Genomic DNA, 14,956 nt, shown 5'->3' with positions numbered 1-14,956 from the left:
TAACGTTACAAACACTATATCCTTATAGCATTCTTGATGAATTTAGCAGGCTTATTGCAGTGCTTGACCCGATTTTAATTATTGATGAAAGTCGATTAGTTCGTGAAGCTATCGCCAAAATCATACTATCTTGTGGGATAAATAAATCCTCTATCGCTTGTATTGAAAATAGCAATGATGCGCTAGAATTCATCGAATTTTCTCCGGTCAGTTTAATTATTTGCTCAGACAATATGGCAGATTCAAACCCCGTTTCTATACGCAGTAAATTTGTTAAGCACAAAAAAAATATAGACCTTCCTTTACTAATTTTGTCTCATCAAGAAAACACGACTCAGCAGCAAATAAAGAAAATAACAGAGCATATAGTTACTCTGGCAAAACCATTTAAACAACAACAAATACTTAACGCTTTATTTGAACTTACCCAAAATAAAAAGTTTTTAGAGACTACTGACAACAATAAGTTGCTATCACATGAACAGCAGCCTGCTCCGAGCGTAAAACCAGAGGAAAAAGCAACCATACTGGTTATAGATGATGAGAGTAGTAACATTGATGTTGCTGCCGGCAATTTACGTCAATATTACCGCGTAATTGCCGCTAAATCAGGTGAGCACGCATTAAAAATTGTTAACAATAACAAGCATAAAATCGAGTTAATATTACTTGATATTATGATGCCAGAGATGGATGGCTACCAAGTCTGCTCAGCATTAAAAAACAGTCAAAAAACCGCACACATTCCTATTATTTTTCTCAGTGCAAAGTCAGAAGTTGCCGATATTAAATATGGCTTCGAACTAGGCGCTGTTGACTATATTACCAAGCCATTGAATGGCGATTTACTGCGCGCTCGAGTAGCAACACATATTCGTTTGCAACAGCAAAAGTCGGCACTAGCCGAGCAAGTTAAAACCTTGAAAGAAAATGCCAAGCTACGTGAAGATATTGAAAAAATTACCCAGCATGATTTAAAAGGCCCACTCAATAATATTTTATTTGAAACCTTTCGTTTAGAAGACAAAAACGCTGCAAATTCAATTAATAAAGCCGTTAACAATGTCGTAAATATGATTAACAACTCACTGAATTTATACAAGATAGAACAAGGTATCTACTCATTAACGCCGCAAAGTACTAACCTAAACCAAATTATCAATGATGCCGTCAATGCGGTATCTGCAAATGCAAAAATTAAGTCTATCGCCTTTACCTTATCGGGCTTTGAGCAACGGCATCGCATTTTTGCTGAGCCTTTGTTATGTTTATCAATTTTTAATAATTTGCTGAAAAACGCCGTTGAAGCTTCACCACTGAATAGTCAAATAACGCTTACCCTAACTTCTGAAAATGACTTGGTAACCTTTCAAGTGGTAAATCAAGGCGTGATACCGCCGGCACTTAGGGCAACATTGTTTGATAAATATAGCAGCTCGAATCACAATACAGGTACCGGCTTAGGTACCTATTCAGCCAAATTAATGACTGAAGTTCAACACGGTGAAATTTACTTTGATATTGTCGATGAACAACAAACCATGTTTGTCGTCAAGTTACCTACCGCACAGTAACCTTCTCAAATATCAGCATTAAGCATATTTTTGTCGATAATCTTTCGGCGTGACGCCAGTAAAGCGTTTGAAAAGCTGTCGAAAACTACTAATATCTTCATAACCAATCGACCAAATAATTTGATTGATAGGCTCAGTGGTTTTCTCTAAGCGCTGTTTTGCATGCTCTACCCTAATTCTTTGTAGATAACTTAACGGGGTTTCTTCTGTCGCTTGTTTGAAGCGTCTTTTAAAGGTTCTTGCCCCTAAGCCAACCAGCTCAGCCAGTTCATCAATGAGTATTTCATTACTAAAATGAGACTCTATCCATTCTTGCGCTTTTAAAATAGCTTGGTCATCGTGAGATTTCTGTGCTTGAAACGAAGCATAAGGCGATTGCTTCTGTCGAACCGGATCAAAGACGATAAGTTTGGCACAATCGGAGGCGATATCTTCACCGGCATACTTATCCACTAAATATAATGCTAAATCAATGTAAGACATTGATCCTCCAGAGCAAATTATACTGCCATTATCGATGAGCATACGATCACAATCCAACCTAATGGATGGAAAAATTCGTTTAAATAAATCGGCACTACGCCAGTGTGTCGTCGCTACCTTGCCATTAAGCAATCCACATGACGCCAAAATAAAACTGCCAGTACAGTAGCTTGCAATAGTACTTCCCTGTTGATGGCACTTATTAAGCCATTGTTTTACCTTAGGCAAATTATCAACCATGACATCATCAGCACAGCAATCTATAACAGCACGCACCGAAGAAGAAACAATAATAATGTCAGGATTTTCGTTAGCGCTAATATCCGCTGTCGGTAAAATACTAATGCCGTTGTAACCGGCGACAGCTTGATTATCTATAGTGACAATTTGGCAAGATATTTCATCATTACCCTTGCTCTGATAACGCTGCTGACGGCAATATTCAGCGGCGAAAAACACGTCGACTAAACCATAAACGCCGGAAATAACACATTGATTAGAGGCTAGCACAACGACTTTCATAATTAATCGATCCTTTAATTTGACACATTCACCATCAATAATGTCAAATATGCCACCTCTATTCGTTCTCTACAAGCGCTAAAATGAATTTTCTATCGATTAATGTCTTTTAAATAGGGATTTATTTTATGAAAACTTTGATCAAAACGATAAAAACATTACATTTATTGCTGATTTTTCTATCACTAAGCATGCTTTCATTGCTGCCAGTGCTGCTAAATGTCGAAATAACCACCAGTTTTGTCTACTTACCACTCTGTTTTTTGGCGTTAGGCATCATAAGTTTTAATATTGAAAATAAATTAAATAAATACGAAGAAATGATTAAAAACAACGAGCAGCTCTTTAATAGCAATAGGTGTCGGCTTTATCGTGGTATCTGTTGCCTACATTCATAGCGTGCATGCAAGCTTGCTTTTAGTCCCAACTGTCGGCTAAATTTCAAAAACAGCCGGAATAATTGTCAGCTAATTATTTCGGCTTTTGCCATTGAATATAATCACAAATAGCTCAATTATTAGCCGTTGCAATAGCAGCGTAAAAGTCCGACTAGCCCTGATATTTAATCATTGACCCTGCTATAATGCGCGCGAATTTATAGCAAATGGTTTCTAATTTATGTCTGATTATCAATTAAGATTCGGTGGTATTGCTCGCTTGTATGGCAACAATGGGGCTGAAGCATTAAGGAAAAGTCACTTCTGTGTTATCGGTATTGGCGGTGTCGGTTCATGGGTCGCTGAAGCTTTTGCTCGTAACGGCGTTGGCCAAATAACACTGATAGATTTAGATGATTTATGCATTACTAATATTAATCGCCAAATTCATGCCTTAACCGAGACAATTGGCTTAAGCAAAGTTGATGTTATGGCGGAAAGAATTAAGCAAATTAATCCCGATTGTAAAATAAATATTATTGAAGATTTTGTTACTTTGGAAAACATCAGGGAACTGCTAACCAGCTCAATCGATTGTGTGATTGATGCCATAGATTCAGTGAATGTAAAAAGTGCAATTATTGCCCACTGTAAACGTAATAAACTACCGATCATTACCATTGGTGGTGCCGGTGGCCAAGTTGATCCAAGCAAAATTGCCATTGCAGATTTAAGCCAAACGTTTCAAGACCCGCTATTGGCCAAGGTACGAAACCAACTACGTCGAGAATATAACTTTTCACGTAATGTGAAACGAAAGTTTTCAATCGATGCCATATTTTCTAGTGAGCAACTTCGCTATCCTGATCAGGAAGGAAATGTTTGTCATGCCAAGCAAGCTAACGATGGTGCTATGCGACTTGATTGCAGCGGTGGCTTTGGCGCAGCCACGCATGTAACGGCATGTTTTGCGTTTTTCGCCGTTGGTAAAGCTATAGATAAATATTTAAAAAGAACGGTAAAGCAATAAACCGATTTGAGGCCGTGGAAAAATACCTCCAGTTCTAGCTTTTAGTCACTCAATAGGCAGTTGCTTATAACTTAATAACTTAGGCGTTGACGATATGATGAATTTTATCAACTATCGCTGTTAAGCCATTGCCTCGAGACGGACTTAAGTGCTGCACTAAGCCAATGTCATTGAAATATTCCTGCATATCAAATGCTGCTATCTGCTCACTGGTTTTATTGTTAACCGCCGCTAACACAATCGCAATTAAACCTCGGATGACTTTAGCATCGCTATCACCATTAAAATGAAAAACACCCGACATTTGTTTTTGATAAACAAGCCAAGCATTGCTTTCACAGCCTGAAATTAATGTTTGCTCATTTTTAAATTCTGCCGCCAAACCGGTTTGCTTTTTACCTAACATCATAATTTCACGATGCTTACTATCCCAACTTTTTGCCTTGCTAAATAAGGCTAAGATCTGTTTGGCGTTAAGAGCGTTCGTCCGTTCGCCAAGTAAACTACTCTGCTCGCTGGCGCTGTTTTTTTCAGCTACTAAAGTGGGGCTAATTACCGGATTGTTCACTGAATTTGCATGACCAATGGCTTTTAACGCCATGACAGCTTGATCAATTTCTTCAACACTATTGTAAGCAGCTAATGACAAACGTATACACCCGTCAATTTTTAAATATTGCATCAACGGCATAGCACAATGATGGCCTGCTCTAACCGCAATACCTAAACTGTCCAATTCAGCGGCAACATCATGGTTGTGATGCTTTGCTAAGGTAAAAGAAAAAACCGGAATATCTGGCTGGCCTTTAACAATAAACTTTAGCCCTGGCACCTGCGACAATTGCTCAAAGCAATAGTGTTTTAGCTCTGTTTCATGTTGCGCTAAAGCATTTAAATCCTGATTTTCAAGGAACATTAATGTTGCACCAAAGGCAACCACGCCAGCAATATTTGGCGTACCTGCTTCAAACTTTTGCGGTAAATCATTGAAGGTAGTTTTTTCAAAACTAACCGACTTTATCATTTCACCACCAGCTTGATAAGGTGCCATCTCCTGTAAAACTTCACGTCGTCCATAAAGTACACCAACACCGGTTGGGCCAAACATTTTATGAGCAGAAAACACATAAAAATCGCAACCTAATGCCTGTACATCGACCGGTAAATGAGCAATTGCTTGAGCACCGTCGATTAACGTTAACGCTTGGTGTTTCTTGGCAAAATTAATAACCTCTTTAATCGGATTAATACGACCTATTACATTAGATACATGGCTACAGCAAACAATTCGAGTGTTAACGCCAATAACATTGGCTAACTCAGTGGTGTCGACGATACCTTCATCTGTTAATGGTATTAGCTTAATTTTTGCCCCAGTTTGTTCAGCAACAATTTGCCAAGGCACGATATTAGCGTGGTGCTCACTATAGCTTAAAACTATTTCATCATTTGCTGTTAAATTCTCTCGTCCCCATGACTGAGCCACCAAATTAATACTTTCAGTTGTACCTTTTGTCCAAACAATTTCTTTGATATTTTTAGCATTAATAAACTGCTTCAAACGCTCACGACTTTTTTCATACATGGTTGTTGCTGAGGCGCTAAGCGCATGTGATGCACGATGAACATTTGCGTTAGATGATTGATAGTAATGTTGATAACAATCAATAACATCTGATGGTTTTTGGCTACTTGCGGCATTATCAAAATACACCAAAGGCTTACCATTGATCAGTTGTTTTAATATCGGGAATTGTTGACGAAAGTGTGGGAAAGAGAACTTTTTCATTCGATCATTCATTTAAAATAAGTGCAATACTAGGTTCATTCAATTGTCATTATTATATATTAACTTGCTAGCTAAAATCTCTTCTAGGAAATAAAACAACAACTATTTACCTAAAGTTCAGATCAAACACAGCAAAAAGAAGAAAATTGGACTATAACTTAGTAAGAGTAATACAAGGAGCCAGTAGTATGACATTATTTTCATGGTTTATTCGTGCGACAAGAGTCAAATCTCCTAAGAACAATAAAGTGTCGTTGGAACAAGAATTAACTACTTTCAATAACAATACCATGTGGCCTATTGCCAAAGTAAGAAAAAATACCGTAGTACAACAACAAGAGTATATTAACTCAGTAACGCATTTGCAGCATATCAAGGAAACTAATTCCGTTAATAAAAGCGTTTCATCAGCAGTAGAACAAGGCTGAAAATATAGCTAATTTAACTTAACACTTAAGTTTAGGTTAAATTAGCTTGTTACATACCTAAACAAAACTTAACGAAATAATGTTGCCTGTAACATCGCTTTTGCATTGTTATATTGACCTTGCGCCGCTAAATCTCGACTAACGTTATAATGATAACTGGGCATTAAAAATCGTTTCGGGGCTAGTGTCATAATATCAACATAAGCTTGTGGAAAGTCTAGTTCAAAATATTCTAATTGCGTGCGCTGATAATAAGGCTTGAAGGCCTGAACATTTGCATTTTTATCACAAGAATGCGCGCTAAAAATACCGACGTCATTTTCAAACTCCTTTGGTGTTGCTAGCTGCCACCCCTGTCCCACCTCAGTTAAAATAGGTGTTGAGTCTTTAATTAAACTTGCCCAAGGTATTTGCGCTAATATCGTTTCTCTCAGCTCAGTTCTCTTTCCTTTATAATGCTCATTTAACGTAACCAGGTTGTGAGAAAATGCTTTTGCTTGATTGATGTGGCATTTTTTATGTTCCGTAGGTAACGGGTATTCATCAACAAAACCAACAAAATGGGCTAGTTCATGGGCAAGTACATCAATATTATCTTGCTGATCGATATACATAATACCGTTATCAACATTCGCTCCTCCGTGCTCAACGATTAGGCCAATGTAACGACTTGAAATATCTGCTCGGCTCCCCCAAACGCTGGCATCACAACTAATTCTCTCTGTAACATCCTTCTTACAGTTCACTTGTTGAGCGGAAATATACTTAGGGTATTGTAAGCATACGTAAGCCGACAACTTGTGTTGTTGAAATTGCGATAAGAGTTGTTCCCCGTGTCGTAGCCCTGCTAAATTAGTAGCAAAAAGTTGTACATCAATATCGCACTGATTATTTACTTTGTTTTTTACTGGAGCGAAAATAGAAAAGTCATTTAATTCATGATAAAAATCCACATTATCTATCAGTGCCAATTTATCTTTATATCTTGAAATAAATGCCATATCACCCTGTTGTATCGCTAACTTGTACAACAAAATTAATGCGGCTTCATTTTCTAATACAGGCAACAATAATCGCTCACTTTTACGATAATTTCGAGTATTGAAATAATATTTTGCTAATGCTATTCGGGCAGGTTGATACTGGTGGCGTATTGCTTCTTGAAACCATAATTTCGCAGGTAATTCTTGCTCTGCATTAAGGTAGTACTCAGCTAGCTGATACGCGATTAGGCCACTTTCTTTTGCGTACAATTGAGCTAAATGTCGCCAAGCTTGCTGATTGCCAGTTAACTTTAAGGCCTCAAGCCTTCCTTCCGCACTACTAAAAAATTCAATGGCATCTAAAAGCAATAGCTGTTGATGAGAGATGGTTGCTTGCTCAATTTTCTCTTTATAGTCATCAATTAAAAAAAATGAGCCTAGTAATATCATGATTACTAGGCTCATTAGTATACGGTATTTAACTAGCATCTAGATTAACCGAAAAATGTCACCGAAAAAATTAAGGTGCTTTCTGCTGTTGAATCGATTGACGCATAAGATCTAACTCAAGCTTGGCATATCTATGTTCGACAAACTCATAAACATTAGTACTCAATGCTAATTTAAAGAAGTTGATGGCTGCGTTGACATCACCTCGCATTTGACTATATTTTCCTAAGTAAAAATAAGCTTCACATAAGCGCTCAGTCAATGCCTGATTTGAACTAACATTATCGGCCAAATGATCGATAAAGGTTTCTTGGCTTATTTTACCTAGATACAAATTAATGACTTTTTTCGCCCAAACCTTTTCATCTATAAACTCAGCGTACAGTGACAAGTCTTGCACGGCTTGTTGCTGGTTGGTTTCTAAATCTGCTAAGTATTGCCATAACACGCGGTATGGATCATTTTGTTGGTATTGTCTAAACACCTTAAAATCGTCAGATGCTAAATTTGCTCGACCACCATAATATAATGCTATGCCACGATTTAAATAGGCATATTCATGATCAGGTGCTAACTCTATTGCCGAGTCAAAGGCGTCATAAGCCTGATTAAACTCTTGTAGCTGGGTAAAATGTATACCTAAGAAATTATAGGCATCTACCATATCCGGCTTTAAGTTTATCGCTTGGTTAAAATCAAATCTCGCTAAAGCGCGTAAACCTACTTTGTCATACTCAACTCCTCGTTGATAAAACAACTCGGCACGCTGACCATCGCTAATTTCGGCTCGTTGTAAAACTTGCGTTAATCGCGCTAAGGCTATTTCACTTTTATAACTAACCGCATTCGGCTCAGCAATAATAAGTTGGCCAATCACTGATGGTTTCTCAACTGGCGTGCTGACACAACCTTGAGTCAGTAATAAACCGGCAATTAGTAAGGCCTTTGTGAACATAGCTTTAGAACATAATCCTTTGGAGAGTACAGCTTTTGAAAACTGAGTTTTAGAAAGTTGTATTTTAGAAAATAAGCTTTTATAAAGTAAGTGCACGAAAAACAGAACCTTTAGTAAATTTGAACTTCTTGAGTATATAAAAAAGGGAGCCAATAAGCTCCCTTTTTATCAACACTAAAACGTTATTATTTGTTGCTCAATAACGTTAAGGTTATTTACCTATAATGTTACTCAGCAGCGTCTGCTTCTTGAGCTGGAGCCGCTGGTTTTTCAGCTGCTTCTTTCATGCTCAAACGCACACGGCCTTGACGGTCAACTTCAAGTACTTTAACCGTAACTTCTTGACCTTCTTTCAACACGTCGCTAACTGCGTTAACGCGCTCTTCAGAGATTTGAGAAATGTGAACTAAGCCGTCTTTACCTGGTAACACGTTAACAAACGCACCAAAGTCTACGATACGAACCACTTTACCGGTGTAAATTGTACCCACTTCAATTTCTGCTGTTAGCGCAGTAATACGTGCGATAGCATCTTTTGCTTGCTCGCCGTCAGTTGCGGCAATTTTAACGGTACCGTCGTCTTCAATTTCAATGGTAGTGCCAGTTTCTTCAGTTAATTGACGAATGGTTGCGCCACCTTTACCAATGATGTCACGAATCTTATCTTGTGAAACTTTCATAGTATGAATACGAGGAGCAAATTCAGAAATTTCTTCACGGTGCCCTTCAATTGCTTCGTCCATTACACTTAAGATATGAGTACGTGCAGCTTTTGCTTGGTTTAAAGCAATTTGCATGATCTCTTGTGTAATACCTTCAATTTTAATGTCCATTTGAAGTGCAGTAATACCACCTGTAGTACCTGCTACTTTAAAGTCCATATCACCTAAGTGATCTTCATCACCTAAGATATCTGAAAGAACAACAAAGTTTTCGCCTTCTTTAACAAGACCCATTGCGATACCCGCAACAGAGGCTTTAATAGGTACCCCCGCATCCATAAGTGCTAATGAAGTACCACAAACAGAAGCCATTGAAGATGAACCGTTTGATTCGGTAATTTCAGAAACAACACGTACAGCATATGGGAATTCTTCAGCTGTTGGCATAACCGCTAACATACCACGTTTTGCTAAACGACCATGGCCGATTTCGCGACGCTTAGGAGAACCAACAAAACCTGTTTCACCGACACAGTATGGAGGGAAGTTGTAATGAAGCATGAATGCATCAGTTTTCTCGCCCATAATTGTATCAAGACGTTGTGCATCACGTTGTGTACCTAAAGTAGCAGTCACTAATGCTTGCGTTTCGCCACGAGTAAACACAGCTGAGCCGTGAGTACGTGGTAATACACCAGTCATAACGTCTAATGCGCGGATCATTTCAGGGTCACGACCATCAATACGTGGAGAACCTTGAGTAATACGACCACGAACAACAGTTTTTTCTAAGTCGTGGAATAAATCTTTAGCTTCTTGAACGTCAAGTTCTTCATCAGCTTCAAGTAATTGCTCAACAACAGCGTTGCGAATTTCAGCAATTTTTTCATAACGAACAGCTTTCTCAGTAATTTGGTAAGCTTCGTTTACTTGTGCTTCTGAAAGCTCAGCAATTTTAGCAACTAGGTCAGCATTTTTAACTGGTGCTTCCCATTCCCATTTAGGGTTGTTAACTTCAGCAGCCATTTCTTTAATCGCTGTAATCGCTGTTTGCATTTGCTCATGACCGTAAACAACAGCACCAAGCATAACTTCTTCAGATAAAACATCAGCTTCAGATTCAACCATAAGTACGGCTGAGTCAGTACCAGAAACAACTAAATCTAATTGTGAAGTTTCAAGTTCTGATTGTAACGGATTTAAAATGTACTTGCCGTCAGTATAACCAACGCGTGCTGCACCAACAGGACCACTAAAAGGCATACCTGAAATTGCAAGAGCAGCAGACGTACCTAATAATGAGATAATATCAGGTGCAATTTCTGGGTTAGCAGAAACAACCGTGATAATAACTTGTACTTCGTTAGTAAACCCTTCTGGGAATAATGGACGAATTGGACGGTCAATTAAGCGTGCAATTAATGTTTCTTCTTCAGAAGGACGACCTTCACGTTTGAAGAAACCACCTGGGATTTTACCCGCTGCGTATGTACGCTCTTGATAGTTAACGGTTAATGGGAAAAAGTCTTGACCTGGCTTTGCTTCTTTTTTACCAACAACAGAGACCAATACTGACGTATCGTCCATGCTTGCCATTACAGCACATGTAGCTTGACGAGCAATAACGCCCGTTTCAAGAGTTACGGTATGTTGACCGAACTCAAATGATTTAGTAACTGGTTTGAACATTTAATTAGTTCCTTAAATATTTTTGATTTTAATCAATCTGTACAATTATTTATTCACTTAGTTATATGCTTAACTATTTATTGAAATATTAAGGCGTTAACCGAGGTAACGCACTAAGTAGAACAAAAAATTATACAGGCTGATTGATTAGTTTTTTGCAATTATAAAATTTGCACGCACATTATACTTAACGATTAGGTTTTTACTAGCGTCAAAGCATAAATGTTAAGAGGAATAGTAAAAATAGCGCACCAGAAGCTATTTTTAAACGTTTTGGCTAATTTTATCTAAACATTGTTTGTACAATCGTAAACTTCGCAGCATTAAAAATAACAACCAGCTAAACTCAGCGAACAATGCTAACGCCAACAACCAGTACAACGTGCTAACTGCTATCGTGGCAATTAAAACACTGCCGGAAAACAGATGTAAATAAAACAACCAACGGCCATGCTTTTTTAGCAGTAATTCATGCATGTGCGGTAAATGCGCCATAGCGGAAAAATCACTCAAACATAAGTTTTGTAAATGGGTGTAAGTTAAAAATGGAATGATCTTTAACAGCATCGCTTCGATTATGCTCACCAGATAAAAAAACAAAAATATCGTGCCTAGCATTAGCGACTTATTACCATTGAAGAAATGAACGAAAAAAGCATCTGGTAAAAAGTACAAGCAAACAACTGCGAGAAAGCTTCCCGCAGCCAACTGCCAAAACTGCACACTGGTATCAACAACTTTACGTTTTCTTTGTTTAAATAAGTTCAGCACAATAAGTGCAAAAGTTATATACAATGCGAGGATGGAAATAGTAATGATTTTTCCGCCAACACTGTCAGGATTGAATATAAAAAGCGATAAGAGTAGAACCACCAAACTACTGGGCAAGTACTGCCCTACCCACTTTGGAAATGCAGGAGTAACATGAAACATAGGAATGATTTGCAAACTTACTGCCAATATCAATAATCCTGCCCAACCAAAGCCACCAATGAGCGCATGAATATCGGTGTAATTTTTGTTACTCAAAAAGCGAATATCAACATAAGGTAATAGCATGTTCTGTGCTAAAAAAAGTAGCCCAAGCCCAACCACCAGCACTAACGAAAATAACGCTAATCGCATTCCAATAATGGTATAACCTTGGCTTAGTTTTTTAATCAACACATTAGCAATGGCGAAAATGTAAAATGTAAAACCAACCCCTAATGCCAATATAGCGATTATGCGTACTACCGAATTTGGCAAGATAAAACTAACCGACAGCGCCAATGTTCCCAAGGTATGCAAACTATGGGCAATTGACGCAACTGCACGGGCGTTAGGGACACCTACGCCACCAATAACGGGTAAGAATTGAAATATGGCCCCCATCATCACCATTGAAATAAAGCCTAAAGTAAATAAATGGGTGATAACCAACATATAAGGATGCCATCGGCTAAGCCAAGTCGCTTCACCTGAAAGCAAAATGAAGCCAGCGCATAACATGAGAAAAACAGCAGCGCTAATAAAATAGCGAAAAGGAACGCTAATCGGAGGTAAAGCACTAAAAGATAAGTTAGCGATATTCATAACGATTACCACAAGTCATAAATTACAGGTAAAGCTTGCTTTATAGCACGCAATATTTGCAATGTAATCATGAAATTAAATTATAAAATCTACAAATTGCTGTTTGTTTTTCTCATTAGCAATATGAATGACAACACTTTCATTGGCGATTTTTTCACTGTGATATAGCCAACCATTGGCAACTAGTCGCTCATATAGTGGAAACGGCTCTCGTCGATGGAGAACTTTGAGTACTGCACCATCAGGGAGTTTAGCGAGTGATGATAAAATGACTTGCATTGGCTCAGGAGCAGCCAATGCACTGACATCAACTTCGATGACTTCCATCAACATTTACTAGCTATTTGTTTTTGTTTGGCAGTGCTCAACAACACTGGCTAGTAAAGTGTCTGGTGCGGGTACCCGTTGCTGGGTCATTGGGTAAAGCATCATTTCTTCTTTCATATTATGCTGCTGCATTAGCACCATTAATGTTTCAGAAGCACTGATGTAAGCGTCTTTATCATCGGCGCCAAGCGCTTGTAATAAATCAGCAACTAAGGCACGCATTTGTTGATGCTCGCCGCGCATCACTTGTGTGGGTCCTTGGGTAATACCGGTTGCTTGTTCAAACTCAGGGAACAAAATAGTCTCCTCGGCTTGTAAATGTAATTCTAATTCTTGAGAGAATTGGCTAAAGGTTTGTTTAGCTAATGACCAATTATTGTCTGCAACGGCATTCTCTGCGGCAATAAAAAACTCATCACATTCGCGATGTTTTGTGGTCATAAATTCAGGGATAGATGTCATAAAATTTTCCTCATCAAACGTTAATAATATTCTAGCGCAATCAGCAAATTATTCTTTGACTTGGCGTAATAATAACGTTGACAACCACTAAAATTAATTACATTTAATTCAGGTTTATAGGCTACTTAATTCAGCTTTTCATTAGATTATGACAATCATTAACTAGCTTTAACAGCGGGCTATTGTTACCAGTAATTTTGTTGAAGCTCGGGACAATGGTTAAAATTAAGCTATAAAAAAAGGAGCCATTAGGCTCCTTTTGAAGATCTTTGCTTTTTTAAATAAAGCTCGTCTTAACGACGTAGACCTAATTTACCGATTAAAGACGTGTAACGCTCAACGTTTTTGCCTTTTAGGTAATCAAGTAATTTACGACGTTGGCTTACCATGCGTAATAAACCACGACGTGAGTGGTGATCATGGATGTGCTCTTTAAAGTGACCTTGTAAGTGGTTGATTTGTGTAGTTAACAAAGCAACTTGTACTTCTGGAGAACCAGTATCACCTTCAGCTTGTGCGTATTCAGCAACGATTGCTGCTTTTTCTGCTGCATTTAAAGACATAATATTTACCTTAATTTTAGTGTTTTAAAAATCGCGTCTAGCCGAACACTAAATCAGCAAGACGTTCTAAAGAGCGCGTATTCTAACAACAACCGCAATAATTGCAACCTATTCAAGTTGGCTTAGCAAAGGTAGTAAAAACTTATGCTACAACAGTAATGCGTTTGGGTGCGACTAAGCCGTCGTCATCGATTTGCCCGATACCGATAAACTCGCCCGTTTCAATATTGTCACCAATAAAAACTTGTACTAAACCTTCACTCGGCGCATTTGCACATTGCACAGGATTACCGTGGCGCAAAAAGTTTGCTGACATATCATCAACAAAGACTTCAGGAATACCGTCACATGCTGTAGTCATTGGCAATAACAAGAGATCTAAATAAACCGATGGTGCCACATCTTCAGTTTGTGCTTGTTCAAGTAATGCTTCCAAGTGTGCCAACGTGACCATGCGATCCGTAGGGTAGTTACCAACAGCGCTACGATGTAACTTAGCAACATGAGCTCCACACCCCAGTAATTCGCCTAAGTCATCGATAATAGTGCGAATATAAGTGCCTTTAGATACATGAATATCTAAATCGACCTCATCACCTTCAAAGCGCAATAAATCTAAACGAAACACCGTGATGTCACGAGACTCTCTCGGCACTTCAATACCTTCACGTGCGTATTTGTAAAGTGGTTGACCTTGATACTTCAATGCCGAATACATTGAAGGAATTTGTTTTGTAGTACCACGAAAACTAGCTAACGCTTGTGCTAGTTGTGCATCAGAAACATCTACGGCTTTCTCACAAACAATTTCGCCATCAATATCACTGGTGGTAGTGCGAACACCTAACTTAGCGGTTACTTGATAAGTTTTATCGGTATCGAGTAAAAATTGTGAAAACTTAGTCCCCTCACCTAAACATATCGGTAACATGCCCGTTGCAAGTGGATCTAATGCTCCGGTGTGCCCTGCTTTTTGAGCAAAGTAAATGCGCTTAACTTTTTGTAAAGCACTATTCGACGACATATCGTAAGGCTTATCAAGCAGTAAAACGCCATTAATAGCACGGCCTTTTCTTTTCTTCGCCAT

The 14,956-nt window shown here is 38.4% G+C and carries 13 protein-coding genes; 3 read left to right on the top strand and 10 right to left on the bottom strand.

Annotated elements, in window-relative coordinates:
* The first annotated feature begins 59 nt into the window (after positions 1-59).
* Positions 60-1,574 (top strand): response regulator, encoded by a 1,515-nt coding sequence (locus AC27JP_RS13350; protein ID WP_487115870.1) that lies wholly within the window; start codon positions 60-62, stop codon positions 1,572-1,574.
* 18 nt (positions 1,575-1,592) lie between these two features.
* Here AC27JP_RS13350 and AC27JP_RS13345 read toward each other — a convergent pair whose 3' ends face one another.
* A complete protein-coding gene (locus AC27JP_RS13345) occupies positions 1,593-2,579 on the bottom strand; it encodes a GlxA family transcriptional regulator (RefSeq protein ID WP_487115868.1) in 987 nt (328 codons plus the stop codon).
* A gap of 618 nt (positions 2,580-3,197) precedes the next feature.
* Between AC27JP_RS13345 and tcdA the strand changes: the two genes are divergently transcribed.
* The gene (gene tcdA / locus AC27JP_RS13340) at positions 3,198-3,986 is read left to right on the top strand and encodes a tRNA cyclic N6-threonylcarbamoyladenosine(37) synthase TcdA (RefSeq protein ID WP_487115866.1); all 789 of its coding nucleotides are present in this window, start codon (positions 3,198-3,200) and stop codon (positions 3,984-3,986) included.
* A 79-nt stretch (positions 3,987-4,065) separates the two neighbouring features.
* On the opposite strand, the gene AC27JP_RS13335 is transcribed toward tcdA, so the two are convergent.
* The gene (locus AC27JP_RS13335) at positions 4,066-5,775 is read right to left on the bottom strand and encodes a SufS family cysteine desulfurase (protein WP_487115864.1); all 1,710 of its coding nucleotides are present in this window, start codon (positions 5,773-5,775) and stop codon (positions 4,066-4,068) included.
* A gap of 188 nt (positions 5,776-5,963) precedes the next feature.
* Here AC27JP_RS13335 and AC27JP_RS13330 point away from each other — a divergent pair, with 188 nt between their 5' ends.
* On the top strand, positions 5,964-6,203 hold the full coding sequence (locus AC27JP_RS13330; protein ID WP_487115862.1) for a hypothetical protein: 240 nt from the start codon (positions 5,964-5,966) through the stop codon (positions 6,201-6,203).
* Positions 6,204-6,271: 68 nt separating this feature from the next.
* On the opposite strand, the gene AC27JP_RS13325 is transcribed toward AC27JP_RS13330, so the two are convergent.
* The 8 genes from AC27JP_RS13325 to truB all read right to left on the bottom strand — a co-directional run bounded on the left by AC27JP_RS13325 (position 6,272) and on the right by truB (position 14,956).
* Complete coding sequence (locus AC27JP_RS13325; RefSeq protein WP_487115860.1) at positions 6,272-7,636, bottom strand: tetratricopeptide repeat protein; 1,365 nt, start codon at positions 7,634-7,636, stop codon at positions 6,272-6,274.
* Between the two features lie 70 nt (positions 7,637-7,706).
* Positions 7,707-8,591 carry a lipoprotein NlpI gene (nlpI, locus tag AC27JP_RS13320; protein ID WP_487115858.1) on the bottom strand — a complete coding sequence of 295 codons (885 nt, stop codon included), beginning with the start codon at positions 8,589-8,591 and terminating at the stop codon, positions 7,707-7,709.
* 227 nt (positions 8,592-8,818) lie between these two features.
* Positions 8,819-10,942 (bottom strand): polyribonucleotide nucleotidyltransferase, encoded by a 2,124-nt coding sequence (pnp, locus tag AC27JP_RS13315; RefSeq protein WP_487115856.1) that lies wholly within the window; start codon positions 10,940-10,942, stop codon positions 8,819-8,821.
* A 264-nt stretch (positions 10,943-11,206) separates the two neighbouring features.
* The gene (locus tag AC27JP_RS13310) at positions 11,207-12,517 is read right to left on the bottom strand and encodes a hypothetical protein (protein ID WP_487115855.1); all 1,311 of its coding nucleotides are present in this window, start codon (positions 12,515-12,517) and stop codon (positions 11,207-11,209) included.
* 75 nt (positions 12,518-12,592) lie between these two features.
* Entirely contained in the window at positions 12,593-12,844 is a 252-nt protein-coding gene (locus tag AC27JP_RS13305; protein WP_487115853.1) for a DUF2249 domain-containing protein, read from the bottom strand.
* A gap of 9 nt (positions 12,845-12,853) precedes the next feature.
* Complete coding sequence (locus tag AC27JP_RS13300) at positions 12,854-13,306, bottom strand: hemerythrin domain-containing protein (protein ID WP_487115851.1); 453 nt, start codon at positions 13,304-13,306, stop codon at positions 12,854-12,856.
* Between the two features lie 293 nt (positions 13,307-13,599).
* Positions 13,600-13,869 carry a 30S ribosomal protein S15 gene (gene rpsO, locus AC27JP_RS13295; protein WP_487115849.1) on the bottom strand — a complete coding sequence of 90 codons (270 nt, stop codon included), beginning with the start codon at positions 13,867-13,869 and terminating at the stop codon, positions 13,600-13,602.
* A 142-nt stretch (positions 13,870-14,011) separates the two neighbouring features.
* Complete coding sequence (gene truB, locus AC27JP_RS13290) at positions 14,012-14,956, bottom strand: tRNA pseudouridine(55) synthase TruB (RefSeq protein WP_487115847.1); 945 nt, start codon at positions 14,954-14,956, stop codon at positions 14,012-14,014.

It is taken from the genome of Colwellia sp. SU-HH01172 (assembly GCF_057553355.1).
This window is presented reverse-complemented; position numbering and strand designations above follow the sequence as displayed.

Bases quoted from the DNA above. Each gene is read 5' to 3' on its own strand.
- AC27JP_RS13345 (WP_487115868.1), bottom strand. From the start codon at position 2,579: ATGAAAGTCGTTGTGCTAGCCTCTAATCAATGTGTTATTTCCGGCGTT.
- tcdA (WP_487115866.1), top strand. From the start codon at position 3,198: ATGTCTGATTATCAATTAAGATTCGGTGGTATTGCTCGCTTGTATGGC.
- AC27JP_RS13335 (WP_487115864.1), bottom strand. From the start codon at position 5,775: ATGAAAAAGTTCTCTTTCCCACACTTTCGTCAACAATTCCCGATATTA.
- AC27JP_RS13330 (WP_487115862.1), top strand. From the start codon at position 5,964: ATGACATTATTTTCATGGTTTATTCGTGCGACAAGAGTCAAATCTCCT.
- AC27JP_RS13325 (WP_487115860.1), bottom strand. From the start codon at position 7,636: ATGATATTACTAGGCTCATTTTTTTTAATTGATGACTATAAAGAGAAA.
- nlpI (WP_487115858.1), bottom strand. From the start codon at position 8,591: ATGTTCACAAAGGCCTTACTAATTGCCGGTTTATTACTGACTCAAGGT.
- pnp (WP_487115856.1), bottom strand. From the start codon at position 10,942: ATGTTCAAACCAGTTACTAAATCATTTGAGTTCGGTCAACATACCGTA.
- AC27JP_RS13310 (WP_487115855.1), bottom strand. From the start codon at position 12,517: ATGAATATCGCTAACTTATCTTTTAGTGCTTTACCTCCGATTAGCGTT.
- AC27JP_RS13305 (WP_487115853.1), bottom strand. From the start codon at position 12,844: ATGGAAGTCATCGAAGTTGATGTCAGTGCATTGGCTGCTCCTGAGCCA.
- AC27JP_RS13300 (WP_487115851.1), bottom strand. From the start codon at position 13,306: ATGACATCTATCCCTGAATTTATGACCACAAAACATCGCGAATGTGAT.
- rpsO (WP_487115849.1), bottom strand. From the start codon at position 13,869: ATGTCTTTAAATGCAGCAGAAAAAGCAGCAATCGTTGCTGAATACGCA.
- truB (WP_487115847.1), bottom strand. From the start codon at position 14,956: ATGGCGAAGAAAAGAAAAGGCCGTGCTATTAATGGCGTTTTACTGCTT.